Source organism: Lebetimonas sp. JS032, assembly GCF_000523315.1.
Classification (GTDB): Bacteria; Campylobacterota; Campylobacteria; order Campylobacterales; family Nautiliaceae; genus Lebetimonas.
The window spans coordinates 134916-157524 of the sequence record NZ_ATHS01000001.1 but is presented as its reverse complement, the minus strand read 5'-3'; the positions used below and the strand labels follow the sequence as shown (position 1 = coordinate 157524).

At 23.9% G+C, this 22609-nt stretch carries 25 protein-coding genes; 22 read left to right on the top strand and 3 right to left on the bottom strand.

Annotated features, from left to right (window positions below):
- Positions 1–409: 409 nt before the first annotated feature.
- The 3 genes from DZ65_RS0100825 to DZ65_RS0100820 are packed head-to-tail and all read left to right on the top strand — an operon-like array spanning position 410 to position 1228.
- Positions 410–643, top strand: a complete 234-nt coding sequence (locus DZ65_RS0100825) for an integrase arm-type DNA-binding domain-containing protein (protein WP_162147620.1) — start codon at positions 410–412, stop codon at positions 641–643.
- Positions 588–884 (top strand): hypothetical protein, encoded by a 297-nt coding sequence (locus DZ65_RS11440; protein WP_156919590.1) that lies wholly within the window; start codon positions 588–590, stop codon positions 882–884. Before DZ65_RS0100825 ends, DZ65_RS11440 begins: the two co-directional genes overlap by 56 nt.
- Positions 803–1228, top strand: coding sequence for a hypothetical protein (locus DZ65_RS0100820; protein WP_024786811.1), 426 nt, complete (start codon positions 803–805; stop codon positions 1226–1228). The genes DZ65_RS11440 and DZ65_RS0100820 overlap by 82 nt, the downstream gene beginning before the upstream one ends.
- 72 nt (positions 1229–1300) lie before the next feature.
- Here the strand turns inward: DZ65_RS0100820 and DZ65_RS0100815 are convergent, their stop codons facing one another.
- Positions 1301–1813, bottom strand: coding sequence for a transposase (locus DZ65_RS0100815; RefSeq protein WP_255327392.1), 513 nt, complete (start codon positions 1811–1813; stop codon positions 1301–1303).
- Between the two features lie 476 nt (positions 1814–2289).
- Between DZ65_RS0100815 and DZ65_RS0100810 the strand changes: the two genes are divergently transcribed.
- The 3 genes from DZ65_RS0100810 (at position 2290) to DZ65_RS10660 (ending at position 3449) form a co-directional block, all read left to right on the top strand.
- Complete coding sequence (locus DZ65_RS0100810; RefSeq protein WP_024786809.1) at positions 2290–2541, top strand: type II toxin-antitoxin system RelB/DinJ family antitoxin; 252 nt, start codon at positions 2290–2292, stop codon at positions 2539–2541.
- Positions 2534–2803 (top strand): type II toxin-antitoxin system YafQ family toxin, encoded by a 270-nt coding sequence (locus tag DZ65_RS0100805; protein WP_024786808.1) that lies wholly within the window; start codon positions 2534–2536, stop codon positions 2801–2803. Before DZ65_RS0100810 ends, DZ65_RS0100805 begins: the two co-directional genes overlap by 8 nt.
- A gap of 499 nt (positions 2804–3302) precedes the next feature.
- Positions 3303–3449, top strand: coding sequence for a hypothetical protein (locus tag DZ65_RS10660; protein WP_156920202.1), 147 nt, complete (start codon positions 3303–3305; stop codon positions 3447–3449).
- On the opposite strand, the gene DZ65_RS0100795 is transcribed toward DZ65_RS10660, so the two are convergent.
- Entirely contained in the window at positions 3450–3707 is a 258-nt protein-coding gene (locus DZ65_RS0100795) for a sigma factor-like helix-turn-helix DNA-binding protein (protein ID WP_024786807.1), read from the bottom strand.
- Between the two features lie 227 nt (positions 3708–3934).
- On the opposite strand from DZ65_RS0100795, the gene DZ65_RS10285 reads away from it, so the two are divergent.
- The 12 genes from DZ65_RS10285 (at position 3935) to DZ65_RS0100730 (ending at position 18931) form a co-directional block, all read left to right on the top strand.
- Positions 3935–6004, top strand: a complete 2070-nt coding sequence (locus DZ65_RS10285) for an ATP-binding protein (RefSeq protein WP_024790493.1) — start codon at positions 3935–3937, stop codon at positions 6002–6004.
- Positions 6001–6936 carry an HNH endonuclease gene (locus DZ65_RS0100785; RefSeq protein ID WP_024786805.1) on the top strand — a complete coding sequence of 312 codons (936 nt, stop codon included), beginning with the start codon at positions 6001–6003 and terminating at the stop codon, positions 6934–6936. Before DZ65_RS10285 ends, DZ65_RS0100785 begins: the two co-directional genes overlap by 4 nt.
- Positions 6937–6955: 19 nt before the next feature.
- Complete coding sequence (locus DZ65_RS0100780) at positions 6956–11935, top strand: RecQ family ATP-dependent DNA helicase (RefSeq protein ID WP_024790492.1); 4980 nt, start codon at positions 6956–6958, stop codon at positions 11933–11935.
- Between the two features lie 203 nt (positions 11936–12138).
- A complete protein-coding gene (locus DZ65_RS0100775) occupies positions 12139–13656 on the top strand; it encodes a hypothetical protein (RefSeq protein ID WP_024786803.1) in 1518 nt (505 codons plus the stop codon).
- A 264-nt stretch (positions 13657–13920) separates the two neighbouring features.
- Entirely contained in the window at positions 13921–15144 is a 1224-nt protein-coding gene (locus tag DZ65_RS0100770; RefSeq protein ID WP_024790491.1) for an integrase arm-type DNA-binding domain-containing protein, read from the top strand.
- A 296-nt stretch (positions 15145–15440) separates the two neighbouring features.
- Entirely contained in the window at positions 15441–15683 is a 243-nt protein-coding gene (locus DZ65_RS0100760) for a hypothetical protein (protein ID WP_035907669.1), read from the top strand.
- Positions 15673–15951, top strand: a complete 279-nt coding sequence (locus DZ65_RS0100755; protein ID WP_024786800.1) for a plasmid stabilization protein — start codon at positions 15673–15675, stop codon at positions 15949–15951. Before DZ65_RS0100760 ends, DZ65_RS0100755 begins: the two co-directional genes overlap by 11 nt.
- 494 nt (positions 15952–16445) lie before the next feature.
- On the top strand, positions 16446–16832 hold the full coding sequence (locus tag DZ65_RS0100750; RefSeq protein ID WP_024790490.1) for a hypothetical protein: 387 nt from the start codon (positions 16446–16448) through the stop codon (positions 16830–16832).
- Entirely contained in the window at positions 16804–17154 is a 351-nt protein-coding gene (locus DZ65_RS0100745) for a hypothetical protein (protein ID WP_024786798.1), read from the top strand. The genes DZ65_RS0100750 and DZ65_RS0100745 overlap by 29 nt, the downstream gene beginning before the upstream one ends.
- Positions 17155–17277: 123 nt before the next feature.
- Positions 17278–18342, top strand: coding sequence for a hypothetical protein (locus DZ65_RS0100740; protein WP_024786797.1), 1065 nt, complete (start codon positions 17278–17280; stop codon positions 18340–18342).
- A 132-nt stretch (positions 18343–18474) separates the two neighbouring features.
- Positions 18475–18711 carry an AlpA family transcriptional regulator gene (locus DZ65_RS0100735; RefSeq protein ID WP_024790489.1) on the top strand — a complete coding sequence of 79 codons (237 nt, stop codon included), beginning with the start codon at positions 18475–18477 and terminating at the stop codon, positions 18709–18711.
- 4 nt (positions 18712–18715) lie between these two features.
- Positions 18716–18931 carry a CD36 family protein gene (locus DZ65_RS0100730; protein WP_162147619.1) on the top strand — a complete coding sequence of 72 codons (216 nt, stop codon included), beginning with the start codon at positions 18716–18718 and terminating at the stop codon, positions 18929–18931.
- A gap of 105 nt (positions 18932–19036) precedes the next feature.
- On the opposite strand, the gene DZ65_RS0100725 is transcribed toward DZ65_RS0100730, so the two are convergent.
- A complete protein-coding gene (locus DZ65_RS0100725; protein ID WP_024786794.1) occupies positions 19037–19270 on the bottom strand; it encodes a hypothetical protein in 234 nt (77 codons plus the stop codon).
- 133 nt (positions 19271–19403) lie between these two features.
- Between DZ65_RS0100725 and DZ65_RS0100720 the strand changes: the two genes are divergently transcribed.
- The 4 genes from DZ65_RS0100720 (at position 19404) to DZ65_RS09655 (ending at position 22548) form a co-directional block, all read left to right on the top strand.
- Positions 19404–19610, top strand: a complete 207-nt coding sequence (locus tag DZ65_RS0100720; protein ID WP_024786793.1) for a hypothetical protein — start codon at positions 19404–19406, stop codon at positions 19608–19610.
- Between the two features lie 11 nt (positions 19611–19621).
- Positions 19622–19798: a hypothetical protein gene (locus DZ65_RS10655; protein WP_156920200.1), complete on the top strand. Its 177-nt coding sequence runs from the start codon at positions 19622–19624 to the stop codon at positions 19796–19798.
- Positions 19799–19896: 98 nt separating this feature from the next.
- Entirely contained in the window at positions 19897–20997 is a 1101-nt protein-coding gene (locus DZ65_RS10280) for a hypothetical protein (RefSeq protein WP_024786792.1), read from the top strand.
- Positions 20998–22548 (top strand): phage/plasmid primase, P4 family, encoded by a 1551-nt coding sequence (locus DZ65_RS09655; RefSeq protein WP_024786791.1) that lies wholly within the window; start codon positions 20998–21000, stop codon positions 22546–22548. It begins immediately after the preceding gene.
- Positions 22549–22609: the final 61 nt, after the last annotated feature.

The window sequence follows — 22609 nt, the reverse complement described above, 5'->3', positions numbered from 1 at the left end:
ATCAAAAAGTATGAAAATAAAAAAGATAAAAATAGTCTTATTTTTGTAATGTAACAAAAAGTTACACATACTAAAATTAAATTTTAATATGAAATTCTTTTGGAGAAAAATTTATAGAAGGATAGTGGTGCGGCGGAGGTGCGTAGTTTTTTAGTTTTTCTCAGTTTCAGATTGTATCACTTCTTTTGAAATATTACCATAAAATCGGGATATTGTTGTTTTTATTAGTTTTAGTTTGTATCATATTAGCACAAAAAAAAGTGGGGTCAGTAGTGGGGTCGGTTTTTTAACCGCACCATATTTCATTAAAAAGGAGTTTAATATGAGTATAGTTTTAACTCAAACAGCAATTAATTCTTTTTTAATAGATGATAAAAGAAAGAAGTAATCAGATGGAATGGTAAAAGGTTTGAGACTTGTTAAAAAAAATAAAAGTATAGTTTGGGAGTTTAGATATAAAAAGATTGGAACTAAAAAAGACACAAGCCTTAAAATAGGAAATTATCCTGATATTACTTTAAAGACAGCCAGAGATATTGCAAGAGGTTATAAGGAACTTTTAGCAAAAGGTATTGACCCAGTAGAGCATAAGAGAGAAAAAGAAGAAGCCGTTAAAAGGGAGCAAGAAAAAAAAGACTTTTAAGACAATAGCTTATGAGTTTTTAGAATTAAAAAAAGGAAGTGTTAGCAATAAAAGATTTAAGAGCAATTATTTAAGAGCTTTTGAAAAATATGCTATTCCTTTTATGGGTTATAAGAAGATAGACAAAATTACAAGATATGATTTAATAGACTTTATAAAATGGATACCAAAAGTAAATCTTCCAAATGCTACCAGAACAAGAGAAAAATCTACACAGCAAAAGAAGTATTTAATTATGTAAAAAACTGCCTTGATTATGCGTTAAATTTAGGACTTATAGAATATAATCCAGCTTACGGAATAGATCCAAGCAAAATATTACCAAGAGAACAAAAAGAGAAAATGAAAGCCGTTATTAATGAAACTAAAATCAAAGAAGTATATCAAAAAATCCTCTCTTACGATTATGAAGCAAGCCGTTACATAATGCAGTTTCAAGCACTTACAGCTTTAAGAAATGTAGGACTTTACCGCTTAAAGTGGGAGTATATTGATTTTAAAAGAAAGATTATTATTTATCCTCCAAATACATATAAGGATAATAAAGAGCCTTTTAGACTTCCTTTAACGGATAACACTGCTTAATATACTTCAATACTTTAAAAAAATTGAGACATACCATTAATTTTGTGTCTGTGATATTATAACAAATATTTTTCATTCATCAACTCCATGTTCAAAATTCATAACAAACATTTGATTTAATTCATATCTTTTAGATTTAATTAAAGGGTTAATTTTCCAAGTTTTATGTAATTTATCAGTTACAATAAAAAGAGCAACATTTAAAATATCCATAGATTGAAAAAAAACACCTTTTTTAAGTCTCTGTTTTTCAAATGTAGAATGAACGGATTCCACAGCATTTGTTGAATTGATAAGTTTTCTAATAGTTTCGGGATATTTTAAAAAAGCTAAAAATTCTTCTTTTTTTGAATTAAGATATTTGATATAAGTCGGATAGTGATTTTTAAATTTTTCAATTATTTCAGTCTGAAAAATAGATAATCCTTTTTCAAAAGTATCACAAGAATATTTAATTTCTTTGATTTTTTTATTAACGAAAGAAGCATCTTCTTTTTTCATATGTTTATAAATATTTCTTGAAAGATGAACTGTGCATTTCTGAATGTCAGAATAAGGAAAATAAGCTTTTAAAGAGGGGAAAATAAAAAGACCATTAGTTACAAGACTTTTTAATGCAATGTATCAAAAAAATATCATAGCTCAAAAACTATTAGAGGAATTAAAAGCAATTGACCCAGAGTTTTTAAGCGATAAAAATTTACTTACTATTAAAGGCATTAAATATATTATCCTTCCTTAAACTCTTATCAATTTATTCTGCTTAAAAATCAATAAAGGGGGTAAACCTATTTTTACAGGGTGTAAAGACATAAACATATCAAAATCCCCTATTTATGAGAGTTTTAGAGTATTTAATAAATAATTAGGGTGTAAGTAAGTGTAAGCATTTCAAGGGTTTACACCCCAAGAAAATGCCGAAATTATGGGCTTTTCAGGGCGTTAGGGTGTATCAGTCGGCTGCCCAGTCACGAAAAAACAAAAACTAATTTCAGGGGGGTGGGGGTATGATTGCTTTTATATCCCAAATGGTGTATAATAAACAAAAAAAAAGGATTGATATGAAAACTCAAACAAGTATCAGAATTGAAAAAGAATATTTTGAAGAAGCAAAAGAGATTTTAAGACAAGTAGGTTTGAGCTATTCAGAAGCAGTTAACATTTTCACTGCAATGATAGTAAAGCATAAGGGACTTCCTTTTGAAGTAAAAATTCCAAATGAAACTACTCAAAAAGCTATTAAAGAAGCAAGAACTGGTAAAAATGTGGAAAAAACAAGTATAGATGAGCTTAAAAGATTTGCTAATGCTTAAACTCAAAAGACATAAGCAATTCATAAAAGATATGAAGAAAATTAAAATAAGTGATACTCAGTTTCAAAAATTTATCAATTATATTTCTCTGCTATTAAATAATGAAGAACTTCCAGCAGAAGCAAAAGACCATTCATTAACAGGTGAATGGAGTGATACAAGAGAATTTCATATAGGAGGCGATTTATTAGTTATATACATCAAAACAGACGAAGAATTAATCCTCGTTAGAATTGGAACTCACTCACAGCTTTTTAAATAGCAACATTTATGCAACAGGTAAAAAACTTCATTAGCTCCCTTTTACAGGTGATTTAAGAACTTGTAAAAATAAAAAAGCAACACTTTTTTTTAAAAAAATACCTTGATTTTTTTTATCACGCTAATAGAGAAAATTGAAAAGGAAACAAAAGGAAACAAGTCTTAAAAGTTTCTTTTTTGAAGTTTCTAAAAGTTTACAAGTAATTTAAAAAGTAAACAAAAGTTAACAAACTAAACAAAACTAAACAGCTTTTAAAAAGTCAACAGATAAAATTTAAAACTATATAGAAGCTTTATTAAGAGGAAAATTAATACATCTTCTTTATTACAATAAAAAAGGAAATGCTCTGTTTCAAAAGCCGGATAAAATTCTTTTAGATAATCCAAATCTCTTTAATGTTTTATGTTCAAATCAAAATAAAGGAGCAATAAGAGAATCGTTTTTTGTATCACAACTTTTTAAACATACAATCAGATATTCAAAACAGGGGGATTATATAGTGGATGAAAATTACGTATTTGAAATAGGAGGGAAAAATAAAACTAAAAGACAAATAAAAAACCTTGAAAATGCATATATTATAAAAGATGATATTGAAATAGGATTTGATGAAATTCCACTTTGGCTGTTTGGGTTTTTGTTTTGATTAAACAAAATCCCTCAAATCTATTTTTTCTTTAAAAGCTATTTGTTTTAATTTTTTAATAGCGTTGCTTTCTAACTGTCTGACTCTTTCTCTTGTAATTCCTAAAACATAGCCTATTTCTTCAAGGGTAAGCCCTTTTACTTCTCTTATATCTTCTATTATTCCTTCTTCTAACATTTTTTGGGTAGCTTTGTCATAGCTTTTATATTTATCGTAATATTGTTTTAGAATTTCAATTTTTGGGTTATGTTTTTTCATCTTTTTTTCCTTTTTTTTGAGATTATTATTAGCAAATATATTAGAGATTTTTTATATTAATAATATTTTAACACAAATACTTGATATAATAATCATAATGACAGAAAAAACTATATGAGAAATAGAAAAAACAATAAACAATAATAGAAAATCATTACAATGAAAATTTATCTCTAAGAACATTTAGAGAATATATAATAATAGAAAAGGAATTTAAAGCAGAATAAATGGAAATAATTTATTTTTGGATTGAAGAATATAAAAATATCAAAAATCAAGGTTTTAATCTCTCCTCAAAATATAACTGTAACTATAATTTTGAAAAAGAAGAATTAACAATTAAAGAAAAAACAAACTATATAAATATCTTTCCTGAAAATATAAATGTTAAGGCTATTATTGGAAAAAATGGAAGCGGGAAAAGTAATCTTGTAAAAGTAATTTTTGAGTTAATTTATTTGTATTTTTTTAAGGAAGAACAATCTGTTTGGTGTGAAAATGATAAAGCAAAAGAAGATGATATTATAAATAAAAAAACTACATTATTTATTGATAATTATATAAATCATAAATTCTTTTTAATAATAAAAGATAAAAATGAATTTTTTAAAATTGATAGTGAATATATAAAAAAATTGTTCCAAAAAAAAGGATTTAAATTTATTAATATTAAAAAATCTGGTCATTCATTGGATGAATTTAAATTAAAAAATATATCAAATTATGAGAATAAAATAACATCATTTTCAATTTATTATAATTTTTCAACGGATTCATGGTTTGATGAGCAAAGTCCTTGGGTTAACGAAATTTATCACAGAAAAGATAATTATAATATTCCATTATTAATTGAACCGTATAAAAAAGATAATAAATTAGATTTAAATTTAATAAAAACACTAACAAATCAAAGAATTTTGCTTTTTTATGCTTTGTTAAACAATAAATTAAATAAATACAAAATCACTTCATTTTTTAATCCAGATAGAATTAAAATAAAATATGCTAAAAATTTAATTAATACACAAATTTTGAATGATTTAAAGTATGAAAATGAAGATTTATGGACTGATAAGGATACCGCACAATATGCATCAAAAAATGAATCTATAATTGAAAAATTAAATACTAATTATTATAAAATAATTCATAAATATATAATTTTTTTTGAAAAATTAGCTTTTAAAGAAGATATATATTACGCAATAAATTTGGATCATTTGAATATTATCAATACTATATATAATTATTATGAAAACTATAATTATAAAAACTTAAATTTACTCTATTTATTATTTAAACTTATTGAAAAAAGAGAATATATAAAACAAAGAAAAAATTTAGGAAATGAGATAATTGATAAGATTGAAAATTTTGAAAATAAGATTAAAAATATTAAAATTGAAAAGGAATTTAAAAATTTATTAGCTGAATTTAAAGATTATATAAATGATACAAATTTTAATTTTAACGATAAAGATTATAATTTAATAAAAATTGAAATAGCTTTTGAATTTCATAAAAATAAATATTACGATAAATTAAAAAAAATTTTTAATAATGAAAAAAATGAAATTTTTTTAAATAAATTAGATAATACAGAAAATATTATCTATTATTTTCCTGGGTGGCTTGAAGCTGAATTTTTTGAAGGGGAAAAATCATTAAATTCATTAAGTAGTGGTGAAAAAATAAAATTTGAATTTTTAATAGGACTTTTATATCAATTAAATAATTTAAATACAAAAGAGTATGATTCAGTTAATATATTTTTAGATGAAATTGAATTAGGACTTCATCCAGAGTGGCAAAGAAAATATTTAAAAGATATAATTTTTACTTTTGAACAATTTAAAAAATATACAAATTTCAATAAAAAGATAAATCTATTTTTTCTTACACACTCACCTTTTTTACTTTCAGACATCCCAAAAGAAAATATTATTTTTTTAAAAGATGGGAAGAATATTAGTGATGAAGTGAATATCAATACTTTTGGTTCAAATATTCATACTTTACTTTCGCATGCATTTTTTATGGAAGATGGACTTATTGGCGATTTTGCAAAAGAAAAGATAGATGATGTAATTAAATATCTTAATAATGAAAAATCAAAAATTGATTCAGATGAAAAAGCTCAGCAAATAATTAATATAATTGGTGAGCCGATTATAAAAAAACAGCTTCAAAATATGCTTGACAGTAAAAGATTATCAAAAGTTAATGAAATAGATGAAATTAAAAAAGAAATGGAATTATTGAAACATAGATTGGAAATACTAAGGAAAAATTCTTGAAAAGAATTAAAATTACTGAGAAGATTGAAAAAGAATTTCTAAAATGTTTTATTGATGGTAAATGTAAAATCAAAAATTACTCAATATCCAATATTTTAATTGATAATGAGACAATTGTCTTCCATGAAAAGAAGTGCAAATTATTAAAGAATATAAAAGAATATTTTGAATATTTACAAAATAAAATTAATGATTCTATAGATTTTAAAGAAATCTTATTGTCTACAAATTTGGATGAAATAATAAAAAAATATTCAAAATATTTTAAAAACATAGACGATAAAAAGAAACTTACTGACATTGTAAATAAAGCTTATAATTCATTACGAAAAAAATGGGGTTATAAAATTGTTAAATTAGCTGAAGCTAATGTATGTCTTTATTGTAATAGAAATTTTACTTTAAATTTTAATGAAAAAGAAACAACTGTCGAATTAGACCATTATTATCCAAAAGAAAAATATCCTTTTTTAGCTTTAAATTTATATAATTTAGTCCCTTCATGTCATACTTGTAATCATAAAAAAAGTAATTCTGAAAAAAATCATTTACATCCTTTTTTTGATGATATAGATAAAGAAATAAAATTTTCTTTAAAATTAAAAGATACAAGTTTTTATCATTCGATAGACGGATTTAATATTGAAATAGAGACTAAGTCTTTAAAAGCACAAAATCATATAGAAGTCTTTAATTTAGAAAATTTATATAATGAACATAAAGACATAATTTTAGAACTCATCCAAAAAACATACATGTATGACGAAAGTTATCTTGATGAACTTTTCAAAAAATATGAAGGGACATTTTTTAGAAACAAAGAAGATTTGACAAGGCTTATAAGCGGTGGATATATCAGTGAAGATGAAATAAACAAACGCCCACTTTCAAAATTAATTAAAGATATGTTAGAATACTTAAATTTATATTAATTTATAACGAAGGCAATAATTGAAATTATTAGAAATTGGAGAAGTAAATTATAAACAACTAAATAATCTAATTAAAAATAGATACTTTGTTTATAGCAAAGATTGGGAATTTATAGATTATGATGATATGGATGAATATGATTTACCTACTAAAAAATATTGGTTAAAAGAAGATATTAATGATTTAAAAGAATTATCTGATAAATACCTTATTGTTAAATGCTTAAATTTTGAAAAGTTGAATTTAGATGAAAAAAATTTAATTAAATATATTCAAAATGTATTGAATTATAATTTGATTTTTTTTGATATTGATACAATTAATGGTGAAAAAAGAGCAGGAGTTCAGCCAGGAAGTCATTTATTTACTCTTGATAAATTTACTGAATTTTTAAAAAATCAAAATATAAATTTTATAGGTGGACATAATATTGTAAATTATGATATACCTCAATTACTATATAATCAAGGAAACAACACATATGAATATATTAAAAAAATAAACTTCATTGATACTTTATATTTATCAATTTTATTAAATAGAAAATCATCTCATGCCTTAGAAAAAGAATATAAAAAAGAAGAAAAACAAAATAATCCAATAAAAGATGCAGAAGAATCGTTAACTATTTTTTCAGAATTATGTACTAATTTTAAAGTATTACCTAAAAATATTAAATGCTCATTGTTTTATCTTTTAAAAAATAATGAATATTATAAAGGTTTTTTCAAATATATTGGTTTAGATTTAATTTATTGTAATGAAACAGAAATTTTTAACACAATAAATCAATGTTTTAATTTAGATAAAGATTATATAAATAAATATCCTCTTGAAATAGCAATTATTTTTTTATCAAAATATTTCAACAAGTCTGTTCCCTTATTTGCTTATAAAAATATTGAAAATTTAAAAAAAGTAAAAAATGATTTAATTTTAAAATCTAAACAAATTTCATTGAAATCATATATAAAAACCTTATCAAATAATGATGAATTTGAATTTAGAAAATTTAAGCCTTTAGAAGATGATTTATTTAATGATGATATTTCCCAAGAAGACATTATAAAATATTCATTAGACCGGGAAAATATATTAGCTATATTGCCTACAGGTGGTGGTAAAAGTCTTTGTTATCAAATACCAGCAATCTTTGATGCAGAACATTATAATCAGTTAACATTAATCATTTCTCCTTTAAGAAGTTTAATGAAAGACCAGATAGATGGATTTAATTCAAAATACAATACATCAATAAAAGCTGGAGCTTTGAGCGGTTTTTTGACTCCTAATGAAAGAATAAAACTTATAGAAGATGCAAAAAATGGGAAAGTTAGTTTATTATATATAGCACCTGAATCTTTGAGATTTAAAACAATAAGAAATATTTTAAAAAATAGAGACATATCAAGAGTAGTAATTGATGAAGCCCACTGTATATCCATGTGGGGGCATGATTTTAGGCCTGATTACAGATATATTGGAGATTTTTTAAAAGAAATGTATCAAGATGATATACCACCAATTTCTTTATTTAGTGCAACAGCATCTAAAGAAGTTATTGAAGATATTAAAACATATTTTTATGATAAATTAAAGATCAAATTTAAAGAATTTATTGCGGATAATAAAAGAAAAAATTTAATTTATAAAGTTATAAAAGTAAATGCAAATAAAAATAATGTATTTGAAGAAAAATATAAAAAACTTTTAAATCTTGTAAAACCAAAACAAATTATTTATATTCCCAATTCTATTAAAGATTGTGATGAAGTAGCTAATAAATTAAATATTGAAACTGGTTATAGGGTTGAGAGTTTTCATTCAAAAAAAGAAAATAGAGAAGAAATTTTGCAAAATTTTATTAATAATTATATTGATATTATTGTTTCTACTACTGCATTTGGTATGGGAGTTGATAAGCCTGATATTGAAAGTGTTATTCATTTTACTTCTTCTCAAAATATTGAAGATTATATGCAAGAATCTGGAAGGGCAGGAAGAGATGAAAAGATTGTTCCAAAAGCAGAGTGTATAACTCTTTATTACGAAGGAGATTTTGACAAATATTTGCATAAGTTAAAAAATAGCATTATTACTAGAGATGAAATTCAGGCTGTTTATCAAGCTTTGAAAGATTTCAAAAAAGATAAAATTTATATAACCCCAGTAGATTTAGCTATAAAATCGAAACTTAGTATTGATGTTAATAATAATGAATATAAGCATAAACTTGATGATATTATTGCTGAATTAGTCGAAGAAGGTTTAATTGAAAGAGAAACAAATAATTATACTATTTATGCAAATTCTATAGAAATTAATGATCTTCAAAAAGTTAAAGAATTATTAGAAATTAGTGATGAAAAAATAAATTTAGCTTTTGAAGTTTATAGATTTATAAAAAAGAAATCAAGAAAGTCATTAGATATATCTGAAGCTGCTTATGTATTAGGTAAAAATGAAAAAGATATTATTCAAGCTATTAGAGAATTAAAAGAAAAAGGAATAATTAGTGAAGATAAAAAAATTCATTTTCAAGTTAATAAACCAATTCAATGGATGTATTTTACTTTAGAGAGATTTTTAATTACTGAAATTATCAATAACGAGAAAGAAATATTAAAGCTTCGTGAAATTGCTGAAAAATTTAAACAATCTACAAATAAAAATTTTCAAAGATATAATAAGCAAAACAATAAAAAACTTATTGAAACTTTAGAAAGAATTTTAAATAATTGGAAAGAATTTGTAGAAGTTAAAAGATTAGATAAAAAATTAAGTTTATGGTCTATAAGAATACAAAACCTTACTTCCTTTCAAGATTTAATTAATAAAAGATTAAATAATACATATAAAATATATAAAGAATGTTTAAAGGATAAAAATGAAATAAAATTATCGGAAATACGAAATACAATTCCCGAACTGAAAGAAAAAGAAATAAATGATTATCTTGTATATATGCATTATTCAAAATTTATTACTTTAATTGATGGAGTTATAATTTATTATCCTCAATATGTTTTAAAAATTAAAAGATTTGTAAATCAATATACTAATGAGATGTATAATAAGCGTAAAAAATTATATTATGAAAATAAAAGAAAAAAAATACATATAATGAATGAATTTTTAATAAGGCAAATTAATTCTAATAATGAAGAATTTTTAAAAACTTATTTTATAATGCCAATAGATGATTTCATAAAACATTATGTTAAATTTGTAAAAAAATATATAAATTATTTTATAACAAAAACAAAATATAAAGAAATATTTGAAAATTTAACTTCAGAACAAAAAGAAATTGTTAAAAGTAAGAAAAAACAGATTTTAATTTTAGCTGGTCCTGGAAGCGGAAAGACAAAAACCCTTGTTAATAAAATAGCCAATCTAATTTTAAATAACGAAAAAGTTAATCCTGAATTGTTTTTAATGTTAACCTACACAAGAACAGCTATGATTGAGTTTAAAGATAGATTATATAATTTAATAGGGAGTGATATTTACAAATTGGATATTCATACATTTCATTCCTATTTGTATTATATTTTAGGAGAAAATAATAAAGATTTGATTAAAAATAGAGAAAGAGAAAGTGATTATATATTTGATAAATTTTTAAGTTTAGATGAACATATAAAAAAAGAAATTGTTCCTAGAAAAACAGTATTATATTTAGATGAGTATCAAGATATTACTCCTAAAACTTTTGAAATAATAAAAGAACTAATAAAATACGGAGAAATTAAAGAAATTGTTGCTGTTGGAGATGATGACCAAATGATAATGGAATTTACAGGTTCAGATTTAATTTATTTTGATGAATTTTGGAACTTGTTAAGTATAAACGAAAAAGAAAAAGTGAGTTTTACTTTAAGTAAGAATTTTAGAAGTTTTAAAAATATAGTTTATTTTGCTAATGAATTTATTAAACAATTAAAAAAAAGGAAAAAACAAATAGAAATAACTCCTGTAAAACAAGATAAAGGGATTCTTGAAATAATAAAATTTTCTTCTTCAAATCTTTATGATCCAGTAATTAAAAAAATAATAGAAATTGGGGAAATTGACAATGAAATTGCTGTTTTAACTCATAATAATGATGATGCATTAACGTTGAAAGCCTTATTAAAAAAATATGATATCGAATCAAAACTAATACTCGATATAAAAAAATTTAAATGGTATGATTTATTTGAAATTCGAGAATTTGATAATGCAATTTTAAATAATTTATTAGAGGATGATGATATTTTAACTAAGGATGTTATTAATAAAGCTTATAAAAAAATTTCATATTTATCTAAATCAAAAAATTTTTATTGTATAGAAGAATTGATAAATTATATAAGAAATAAAGAAAATTTTACTTATGAAGCTTGGAGAAGCTTATTAGATGATTTAGATGACGAGTTTTGCAATCAATCTAATTCAAAAATTATTATAAGTACTTTTCATAAATCTAAAGGAAAAGAATTTGATAATGTAATAATTATGGACAAAGAAAATAATCACAATAATATCTTAAATGAAAAATTGATAAGAAGATATTATGTAGGAATAACAAGGGCTAAAAAAAATCTATTTATTTATACAAATCATGATTATTTTTTTAATAAGTTTGCGAAAAATAATGAATTATACAAATTCAATAAAAATTCATATAAAGAGCCGAATGAAATGATTTTGGAACTAGGATTAAGTGATATAAATCTAGGTGCTTCTTTTGATTTTCAAGATAAATTAAAAGGAGTTTATTTAAAAGACAAATCATTAATTTTAAGCTATAAAAATATTATATATAATAATACTCCTATAGCTAAACTTTCAAATAAAGGATATGAAAAAGTAGTAAAAATTTTAAAAAAAGCTTATAAAATACACAATATAAAATTAAGTAATTTAGTATATTACTTTACTGAAAATTATGACACAAATAATAAAAAAGAAATATTGCAAGGTATTTTTAATATAAATTTAAAGAAAAAATAGAAACAATAATGTAACTTGAAAAATGAATTCTATTAAAAAATATTTATTTAAAACCTTGCAAAGATATTATAAACAAAGAACCAAGAGCAATTAAAAATCTTTTCAAAAAAAATAAAAATCTTATATTTTGGGATAGGAGCAAAGAACGAATTGAAAATTTTAAAGAAAGAAATTCTTTTTTATTTAAATAACAAGGATATGCTATGACCATCTATAACTACATAAAATCAAAATTCCACAATTACAAAAACAAAATAAATATTCAAAAAGCACAAGAGTGGCTCTCTAATAATATAAATAAAATTTCAGCTCTGTTTGAAGATGTAAAATTAAGAGATTTTATATTTGAACCTTTTAAAGAAGTATTTTATTATCCTGATAAAACTTTAAATAAAGATATTTATAATGTAATTACACAAGTGGCAATAATAAATGCAATTTTAGCAGGCCTTCCAGGACAGCTCGGAGTCGGGGTTTATGTATCTATTGCATTTGAGGCTTGGATGGGATATGTTATAGCAAGACATGTAGGCATAAGTATTTTAAGACCTACTGAAATTTTTAAATATATTGGAATTATAGGAAGTGGATTATTTATTTTTAAAACAATTCTCAGTTTTTCTTTTTCTCTTTTTTCTATAATTCCAGGTCTTAATCCTTTGATATTAGCAGAAATATTTACTACCAATCTTATTGGAATAGCCTTTTGGGTGGGTTTTGAAGAGGTAAAAAAAAGCGGAAGTTTTAAAATACCTAAAAGATTGTGGTTTGAAATTTTTAATAAATCAAAAAATTTGTATATTCATCAATTAAGTATTTTAAAAAATACTTTTAATACTGAAAACTTAAAAAAAGTAGCCAATAGACTTAAAATGTGGCTTAATGGCGATATTTACGACACTAAAGAAATAAGAGACGAAATTTTTGCATCAGCTGCTATGGCTTATCTTTTAAGCGGTCATTATGATAAATTACAAGGGCCTTTGGGAAAAATTTTTGAAGAGGCTATAAGACTTAGATGGTCTTCTCAATTTGATGAAAATACCCCAATTGAAGAAATTGCAAAAAAATTTTCCGAATATTCCCCAGAGCAGTTAGAAGGGGCTATCAATACAATAAAAGGTAAAATGTTTGAAATTTTAGTAACAGATTTAGAAAACAGTGATAATGATAATATTAAAGCCCATATGTTTACAAATGAATCTCATCCTGATTCTGATATAATTTTTACAAATACAGATACAGGAGAAAAAATTGCACTCTCCCTAAAAGCTACACAGAATCCAGAAATTATTGAACATGCATTATTAAATTATCCAGATACCCCCATCTTAACTACAAAAGAAATTTCAGACTATTTTGAACATAATCCTGAATATGCCCATAAAGTATTTGGGACTGATATATCAAATGAAATGCTTGAAAATATTACAAAAGAAAATGTAGATAAACTAATAGAGAGTATAGAGCCTGTAAATGAAACTGAAGTAGTAGTTTCCGGAGTTACAATGAGTTCAGTTGCATTAGTTTGGCCATTGTTAATGGCATATCACAAAAACAAAATAACATATTCTCAATTTGAAAAAGCAATGAAAAAAATATTTCAAAAACAGGGAGTTAGACTTGCTTCAAGATTAGCTTACGGAATAATGTTCGGCCCTCTTTTTGCCTGGTATTTATTGGCAAGAAGCATTAAGCTTATCAGTAATAAAGCGATGTAAAATAAAATTTAATTTTTGGACTGTTAGATGGACTATCAAAGAAACTTAATTTTAAGCTATGAATTTAAGGGATTTTATTAAAATATACTGGTGCGGCGGGGGAGCATAATCAATATATTTCAATGTGTTTCAGTATGTATCACAAAATAAAGAATTTATGGGCTTTTATAAAAATTTATTGTCTCAATCTTTCTCTTATGTTATCCTTGTAACTCATAATTTAGTGGGTAAACAAGTGGGTAAATTTTGAAAGGAGCACCGAACGTGAAAATAATATCACCTTTAACTCAAAAAGCAATTAATGCTGCAATAAAAAAGCAAAAGAAAAAAATCACCGATGGATATGTTAAGGGTTTAACTTTAATGTTAGTCAGACAAAGCTATAAATGGCGTTTAAGGTATAAACTTGGTAAAAAAGACAGTTATTATACTATTGGAGATTATCCAACTATTGGATTATCAGAAGCAAGGAAAATAGCACAAGAAATAAGAAATCTTCTTTTAAAAGGCATTGATCCAAATGAATATAAAAGACAAAAGCAAATAGAATTAAAAATAAAACAAGAAACAAAAACATTTAATCATTTTGCAAATCAATTTTTAGAATTAAAGAAAAAAGAAGTTACAGAATCAAGATTTAAACGGAATTATTTAGGGACATATATTCATTATATTCAACCATTTATAGGCAATAAAAAAATTAATGAAATAACAAGAACTGATATTATTGAAATCATTAAACAAGTCCCTAAAATTAAATTACCTAATGCAACAAGAAGCACAAATAAAACTTATAAAGCAAAAGAAGTATTACAGGTTATAAAAAAAATATTTGACTATATTATTAATTTAGGACTGCTTGAATATAATCCAGCTTTTACTATTGATGTTAAGCATTTATTACCAAAAGAAGAAAAAACAAAAATGAAAGCCATTTTAAAACCTAATAAAGCAAGAGAATTATATAAAAAGATTTTAAATATCAAAACACCTACAGTAAAGAAACTTTTGCAATTTCAAGCATTAACAGGATTAAGAAACGTAGGACTTTATCGTCTAAAATGGGATTATGTAGATTTTGAAAAAAAACTTATAATATATCCTCCAAAAACATATAAAGATAATCAAGAACCATTTAGAATGCCTTTAACTGATACTTTAATTGAAATACTTATTTATTTTAAACAAATTTATCCAGTATATACCTTTAAAGAAGAAAAATTGCAAGAAGACAGTTTTTCAAGTAAATTAAGTAAATATTACAGGGAATATTTAACCAAAGAACATAATCCCCACGGATGGAGAGCTACATTTTCAACACTTGCTTATGAAAATCAAAAACTGCATAATATATCAGTTGAAGCAATAGAACTTCAATTAAATCATAAAGTTGGTAACAAAGTAACAAGAGCTTATATGAGAAGCGATTTTTTAAAAGAGAGAAGAAAATTGCTTGAATGGTGGGAAGAGTTTTTAATTAATTTTTAATTTTGCCTTTTAAAAGGAATATTTTTATTTATGAAAAAAAATAATTTTTTTTATTTTTTTTATGTCGATTTGTCGGAAAAAGAAAAAAAAGCCCATAAATACGATGTTTTAGTGTCGACATTTCTTTTAAAAAATGTCGGCTTTTTGTAGTAAGTTTTGTCGCATCATTGACACCAAAATTACGCTTTCATAAAAAAAGTATAAATTTGTAAAATATTTCTCAAAAATTCATTTTCTCTTTTAAAGGCATTATATGTTATAATATGTATATCTAAATACACATCAAAGGTTATATTATGATAAATGTAGTTGATTTAAGAAAAAGAGGAATTAAAGCCGTTGAAGAAGAGATAAAAAAAGAAAACAAAGCTATTATTACCTTTAAAGGCAAACCAGCTTATGTAATGCTACCTATTGAAGAATATGAAAAAATTATGCTTGATAAAGCTTATAATGAACTAAAAGCAAAAAAAGAAAAAAATGAGGCTTTTGTATCTAATGCTGATGAGCTTATTAAGAGAATAGAGAATGAGTTATAAGTTAGTATATGATGATAAATTTATAAAAAAGAGTGTTAAATTTTTAAAAAAGCACCCAGATTTAAAAGAGAGGTATTATAAGATTTTATCTATTTTAGAAGAAAATCCGTTTCACCCATCTTTAAGACTTCATAAACTTCAAGGAACAGACTATCACTCAGTTTCAATTACAATGAATTACAGGATACTTTTATACTTTTTAGTAGTAGATAATGAAATATACCTGCTTGATATAGACAATCACGATAATATTTATAAACACATTTAATAATTTTTATTTTTTTGCCTTTTAAAAGGAATATTTTTATTTATGAAAAAAATAATTTTTTTTTTAAAAGTTTTTACATTTTTACATTTTAAGATTAAAATCCCCTATTTATGGGACTTTTAGTGATGTAAAATGTTTCAAGATTTTACACCTTTTTTACACCAGTTTTTACACCCCATTGACATCAAAATTAAACTTTTTCCTTTAAAAGGCAAATAAATATTAAATTTTTACAAAAATAATTTTTTAGCAAATTTTTTGCACCTTTTGCACCCTAAATTAATTAAAACCCCTAAATTACGGTATTTCTTTAAGGTGTAAAATTATTAAATTTTTTGCACCTAAAAAATAAAAAAATATAATATAAATATAAAGAAAATACCGGTAAAATGGGAATTTTCTCAAGGGTGCAAAATTTTACACCCAGTTTGCACCCAGTTCACTTAGTCTCAATGTGCTATAATTGTATTACTAAAAAACAGGAGCGTGAAAAAATGCAAGCAGTATTGAATAATAGTTTTTTTACATATCAAAGTATAAATTTAATAGACCTTTTTAAAGATTTTTTAAAAAGTGTAATTGATAATTATCAAAAAGCAAATAATTATAACCTTGAAAAAAGGATAAAAGCTATTAGAAAAAATATAAAAATACTTAATGATAATTTAGAAGAACTTATAAAAAATAAAAATTTTGAAAAATTAGAAGATGAAATAATCGAGCTTAAATTTTATATTGAAAAACTTTTAAATACTTCTTTACCTGCAAATATTAAAAAAGAGCTTAATTTATTATATGAAGATTTAGTTACATTTGACTTCAATACTTCAATGCTTGAAATGAGAAAAGAAGTTGAAGATATTAGAAACCAAAAAATTTAAAAAACTTCTTAAATATATTATAAAATCTTCTTCAATAACAAAAGAACGATACCAAGAGCTTAAAAATATTGTTAAAAAAGATATTTATTCAAATCATATTATAAGACCACATAAAATAAAATGCGGCAAAGATGAGATAATATCTCTCTCAATTCCAAATACTCAATACCGCATATTATGTTATTTAACTTGTAATCCTAAAATAGCAATTTTTGGGTGGATAGGAACTCACAGAGAATATGAAATAATTTTAAAAAATAAGAAAAATTGCAAAAATTATCTTTTTAAATGCGAAGAGTTAGAAAAATTAATTACTGATTAATCCTCTTTTATAATCCCTGCATCAGATATAAAGACCCCATTTCTTAAAGGCAAAATTATTCTTATCCGTTTATTTTAGTATCATTTAGTATAATTATTTTTAATGATTTGGAAAAGGAAAAGGATGAAAGAGATTCAAAGCAATTATAGCGAAAATATATTAAATGAAGATTTTCATTTGAAAATTAATAATATTAATAAAATCTTAAAAAATAATAATTTAAAAACAATTAATATTACATTTGAAGATAAATTAAATAATATGAAAAAAACATTAGATAATACTATAAATCTTTTAAATAGTATAGGAATAAAAACACAAGAACAGAGATTAAAAGAATTAGCAACGGAATATAATAAAAAGCACCAAGAAAAACTTAAAAATTTGATAAATATTCATACAAAATCTATAAAAAAACTTTTAAAAAATGATTTTTCATATTTTTTAAAAAGATATTTTCCAAATGAAATATTAGAAGAGCCTAAGTTAGAAATTAATAAAACAAAATATGAAACTGTAAAAAATACATTTATTAAAGAAACTTTTAAAATTGATAAAAATTTAACTTTAGAAGAAAAAATTAATTTTTTATTTAATACAGCAAAAACTATTTATGAGGAATTAGAAAATAAACTTCAAACTGAAAAAGCTAAAAATTTGCTTAATATTATTTACTACAATTTGGATTTTATGAATTGCATTAATTTAGAAGATTTTAGGATAACAAAGCCAAAAAAATTTTTTGAAGATTTAGAGCATAACTTATTAAATTTTATTGATGATGAAAAAAGGACTTATATTTTAATAGAAAAAATAATAATTAATTTTTTACTTTATTATGATAAATTTTATCAAATATACGATTTTGCACTGCAAATTAAAAATATTAAATTTAATGATATAGTTTATAGATGTAAAAATGAAGATGAATTAAAAAAAGTTTTCTATATCACAAAAAATACTCCAGCATATAATTATAAAAAATACACATTATTTAACAATTTAATTTATTTAATAACAAATGAATTTAATCTTAATTTTGATACTTTTAAAAATTTTTTTATAAATTTATTAGTAAAGCAGCAAAAGCAAAAAATATATTATGCAAAAAAACAAATAGAAATTTTTCAACCTGATAAAAATTTTAAAGAAATTTTTAAAAATTTTGACTACATAAAACACCCATAAAATCGTTATTTTTCCTTACTTTTTTATTTGGTAAAAAAAGCTATCTATGATAGAAATTTTTACCTTAATTTTTTCTTTTCCCCTCATAATTGCATTGTATCAAATTAAATCAATTAATAAAGGAGGAACACAATGCAAAACTTACAAGCAAAAACAAAGGCATTAAAAAATTTAGACACAAAAGAATATCTAAGACCAAATGAAATTTATGCAGTATTTGGAATTGATAGAGCCACTCTTTATAGATGGATAAAAGATAAAGAATTCCCAAAGCCACTTAAACCAAGTCCGAAAATAACTTTAATCAACAAAAAAGCATTTGAGGAATATTTAGCAAAAAGAACAGCAGAACTTGAAAATGGAAATTAAGTCAATGCTTGGTAAAAGTATAAAAAGAGAACTTTTACCTTTAAAAGCAGGATTGACTTATTACGAGTTAGTGCAGTTATGGATATTTGACAATACTAATTATTTCAAAGAAGCAAAAGATGAATTTTTAAAAACTGATAAAAAGATTAATTTTCAAGAAGCCAATGAGGTAAAGCCTTATAAAAGAAAAACAAGTCCATCTTCTTTTACAAGGCAATAAAAATAAAGTGATTCAATAGCATTTAAAAGGTTTAGCAATATGATTATACTTAAAATAGAAAAAAATGCAACAGCGTTAAGATATAAAAGAATTAGAGATAAAAATTTAATCGTTGGTAGTATCAGAAAAATTATTCTCACAAAGAGCTTTTTTTGCAGTTTCAAACTTTTTGGCTTTTATGTAATTTTCAATGAAAGGTTTTACCCAGCTGGGAACTTTTCTATCTATACCCCACATTTTAACAGTATTATAAGGGACTTTGCTAAGTTCAGCAAATTCTTTTCTATTAAGACCAATTTTTTGAAGCAAATTATTAAATTCTTCTTTTTCTTTTTTCATAAATTTACCTTTAATAAAATAATAATTTTAATTATATCAAAAATTATAAATGATACAAAATATTTGACAAATACTGGTATTTGATATATAATTAAATGAAATTAATATCTAAACGATAAAAAGGAGATACCAAATGAAAACAAAGAAACTAATTCCATTAAGAGAAAAAGCATTAAAAAATAAAAGACTTCAAGATTATTTAAAGGAGCATAAATTGACTTTTAGTGATGTGAATATTTTAGAACTTACAGATAAAGGCTGGGAAGTATTGCAAAAAGGTTTAGCACAGATTGAGATTTTAATCATAAGCGGAACATTAAACTTAATACTTCCACTTTAAAGGCAAAAAAAATGAAAGCAAGAGAAATACAAATAACAAAAATCAGAGACAAGGTATATCAAATTATCATTGGAAAAGTTGGAATTGTAATCAGTGCAAAAGATGAAATTGAGGCAAAAGTTAAAGCGTGCAGACTGCTTGGACTTAATTGCAGCAAATTATTTCAAAAAAGACTTTTCAATGCTTAAACAGATTAAAAATTACAAATTAAAAATAAAAAAAAGGAACTCTATTATTTCTAAAAGGCAAATTGCAAAAATAAAAAAACATTTGCAAAGGATGAAAAATGCAAATTGCAGCAATTAAACAATATTTAACCAAAGAAGAGGTTATATCAATACTTCAAGCAGTTGGATTTGAGGTAAAAACTAATCGAAATTTCAGATTAAGAGATGATGACAAAAATCCAAGTGCAAGTATATATCAGGCAAAAGACGGGAGCATTAGAATCAAAGATTTTGGAACTGGATTCAATGGAGATGTGTTTGATGTGTTAGTTGAATATGTGGGAATGAATATTAAAGAGGCCAAAAATTTTGTAATGAATCATTTAGGGTTAAGCGATAGCGAGGTAAAAATACCAAAGATTGAAATCAAAATTCAAGAGCCAGCATATAGAACACAAGAGGAATTAAGAAAAATTTGGGATTCTTTTATTCCTCTTTATGCGTTAGATAGTAAAAAAGCCAGTGAAATTATATCAAGAATTATTCCGATTGAATATTTCAAAACAGCAAGAGAGGAAGATAGAGATGAATTTTTAGAAGTAGTCAGATATGATAAAAAATTGGATGAATTAGTTGCACTCACTAAAACACCAAAAGGCGAAATTTTATCAATCAGACACAGAAGAAAAGGAGGTATAAAATGGAAAGCATTATCCAAAACACAAGCTAATAAATATTCCCAAATAAGAATCACAGATGAGAGTGACCCAGTTTTTATAATAGAAGGCACACACGATTATTTAACCGCAATATTGCTTGGAATAAACTTTATTGCATTACCAAGTAAGAATTACAAAACCTTCAAAGTGGATGAACTCTCACTTTTAAAGGGCAATAAATGGGATTTTATTGTATTACCAGATTTAGATTATAAAAACGAACAAGATGAAAGTTATAAAAAATTAAAAAAAGAACTGCAGCAAAATATCATTAATTTGATTCAGCAATTAGAGCCAGTGGGAAGAAGTATATCAGTATGGGATTTGAGAAAAAAATTTTCACATTTTAAAGATATAGAAAAAGTTAAAGATTTAAGTGATTTATGCAGTATATCAGATTTATATGACAGCGTTTATTTAAAAGTATTTCATTTATTAGCTTGCTTTATTGCTTTACAATCAAATGAAGAAGCTACACAAGATATAAAGAAAGGAGTTTAAATGATGATTTATCGAAATGAAATGAGCGATTTTGATGTTAACCTTAAAAAGATTATACCATATGAAAGCGATGTGAATCAAGTAAATGAAAAGGAAAATAATGAAAATTTAGAAAATGTTAATGCAGCAGACGAAGTAATGGAACATAAAAGCAAAGAAGACAAAATAAGCAAAGAAAAAAAAGAATTAATAAGCAGCCTTTTAGCAAATGTAGAAAAAATTAATATTATTGATTATGCAAAAGAGAAACTTGGATATATTCCAAGTTATAATAAAGATGGAGAACCATTGCCTCTTAAACAAAAACATTTAAAAGTCGCACTAATTGAATATTTCAACGATATTGCAAATTCTAATAATTGGAAAATCACAAAAGATAAAAGCGAGACAATTTATCTTTTTAATGGTGCTTATTGGATACCTTTTTATAAAGATGATATTGTTTATCTATTGAGAGAATTTATTATTAAAACAGGAATACCTCTTATTGAAGCAAAAGACGAACTTTTCAAAGAAAAACTATATAAACAATTTTTAAGCGAAATAGAGCCGTTTTATAAGAAATCTAATAATTTAAGTGTGATTAATCTTTTAAATGGAACATTAGACCTTGAAAATATGCAGTTAAAAAAATTTGATTATAAAGATTTTTTAACCTACCAGTTACCATTTGCTTATGATGAAAAAGCAGTTAATGAATTATGGCTTCAATTCCTTGATGAAGTATTACCAGATAAAGAGACGCAAAGAACACTGCAAGAAGTAATTGGAAGTATTTTTGTAAAAGGCATAAAGTTAGAGTATGCAACTTTTTTATATGGGAGCGGTGCAAATGGTAAAAGCGTAGTAATGGAAGTAATTGCGGGAGTATTGGGGCGTGAGAATGTCAGCTTTTATTCATTAGATGATTTAATGCAGGAGCATTACAGAGCACTGATAAAAGATAAATTGCTTAATTTTGGAAGTGAAAACAATACTAAAAAACTTCAAAGCGATACATTTAAAAAATTAGCAAGTGGAGAACCGATTGGGGCAAGGCAAAAATACGGCAAACCATTCACAATGGAAAATTATGCGAGGTTAATATTTGCGGTTAATCAAATGAAACTTAAAGAAATTGAATATACTGACGGCTTTTTTAGAAGATTTTTAATCATTCCTTTTAAAAGGACAATACCAAGAGAAAAAAGAGATAAAAAGCTGCATTTAAAGATTTTGCAAAATCCAGCGGGCGTGCTTAACTGGATAATAGACGGAGCTAAAAGAGTATTAATAAATGAAGATGTTTTTATTTCTAATGAATGCAAAGAAGCAAGAAAACAATTTATAAAAGATATTGACAGCGTTTTACAATTTTTAGATGAAAATAATTATAAAAAATCAGACTATTTTAGAAAATATATTAAAGATTTTTATAATGAATATAAAGAGTGGAGTTTTGAAAGTGGTATTAGACCAGTAGGGAAAAGGGAATTTTCTAAAAGACTTGAAGCATTAGGGTATATAAAAAGAAAAGATAAAAACTGGTATTTTCTTATTGAAAAAAAATAATTTTTTCTATTTTTTATGCCGAAATATTGGAAAAATAAAAAAAAGTGTCAATGAGCCGACT

Excerpts from the sequence above, each read along its gene's own strand:
- DZ65_RS0100820 (WP_024786811.1), top strand. The coding sequence starts at position 803 with ATGGATACCAAAAGTAAATCTTCCAAATGCTACCAGAACAAGAGAAAA.
- DZ65_RS0100810 (WP_024786809.1), top strand. The coding sequence starts at position 2,290 with ATGAAAACTCAAACAAGTATCAGAATTGAAAAAGAATATTTTGAAGAA.
- DZ65_RS0100805 (WP_024786808.1), top strand. The coding sequence starts at position 2,534 with ATGCTTAAACTCAAAAGACATAAGCAATTCATAAAAGATATGAAGAAA.
- DZ65_RS0100795 (WP_024786807.1), bottom strand. The coding sequence starts at position 3,707 with ATGAAAAAACATAACCCAAAAATTGAAATTCTAAAACAATATTACGAT.
- DZ65_RS10285 (WP_024790493.1), top strand. The coding sequence starts at position 3,935 with ATGGAAATAATTTATTTTTGGATTGAAGAATATAAAAATATCAAAAAT.
- DZ65_RS0100775 (WP_024786803.1), top strand. The coding sequence starts at position 12,139 with ATGACCATCTATAACTACATAAAATCAAAATTCCACAATTACAAAAAC.
- DZ65_RS0100760 (WP_035907669.1), top strand. The coding sequence starts at position 15,441 with ATGATAAATGTAGTTGATTTAAGAAAAAGAGGAATTAAAGCCGTTGAA.
- DZ65_RS0100755 (WP_024786800.1), top strand. The coding sequence starts at position 15,673 with ATGAGTTATAAGTTAGTATATGATGATAAATTTATAAAAAAGAGTGTT.
- DZ65_RS0100750 (WP_024790490.1), top strand. The coding sequence starts at position 16,446 with ATGCAAGCAGTATTGAATAATAGTTTTTTTACATATCAAAGTATAAAT.
- DZ65_RS0100740 (WP_024786797.1), top strand. The coding sequence starts at position 17,278 with ATGAAAGAGATTCAAAGCAATTATAGCGAAAATATATTAAATGAAGAT.
- DZ65_RS0100735 (WP_024790489.1), top strand. The coding sequence starts at position 18,475 with ATGCAAAACTTACAAGCAAAAACAAAGGCATTAAAAAATTTAGACACA.
- DZ65_RS0100730 (WP_162147619.1), top strand. The coding sequence starts at position 18,716 with ATGCTTGGTAAAAGTATAAAAAGAGAACTTTTACCTTTAAAAGCAGGA.
- DZ65_RS0100725 (WP_024786794.1), bottom strand. The coding sequence starts at position 19,270 with ATGAAAAAAGAAAAAGAAGAATTTAATAATTTGCTTCAAAAAATTGGT.
- DZ65_RS0100720 (WP_024786793.1), top strand. The coding sequence starts at position 19,404 with ATGAAAACAAAGAAACTAATTCCATTAAGAGAAAAAGCATTAAAAAAT.
- DZ65_RS10655 (WP_156920200.1), top strand. The coding sequence starts at position 19,622 with ATGAAAGCAAGAGAAATACAAATAACAAAAATCAGAGACAAGGTATAT.
- DZ65_RS10280 (WP_024786792.1), top strand. The coding sequence starts at position 19,897 with ATGCAAATTGCAGCAATTAAACAATATTTAACCAAAGAAGAGGTTATA.
- DZ65_RS09655 (WP_024786791.1), top strand. The coding sequence starts at position 20,998 with ATGATGATTTATCGAAATGAAATGAGCGATTTTGATGTTAACCTTAAA.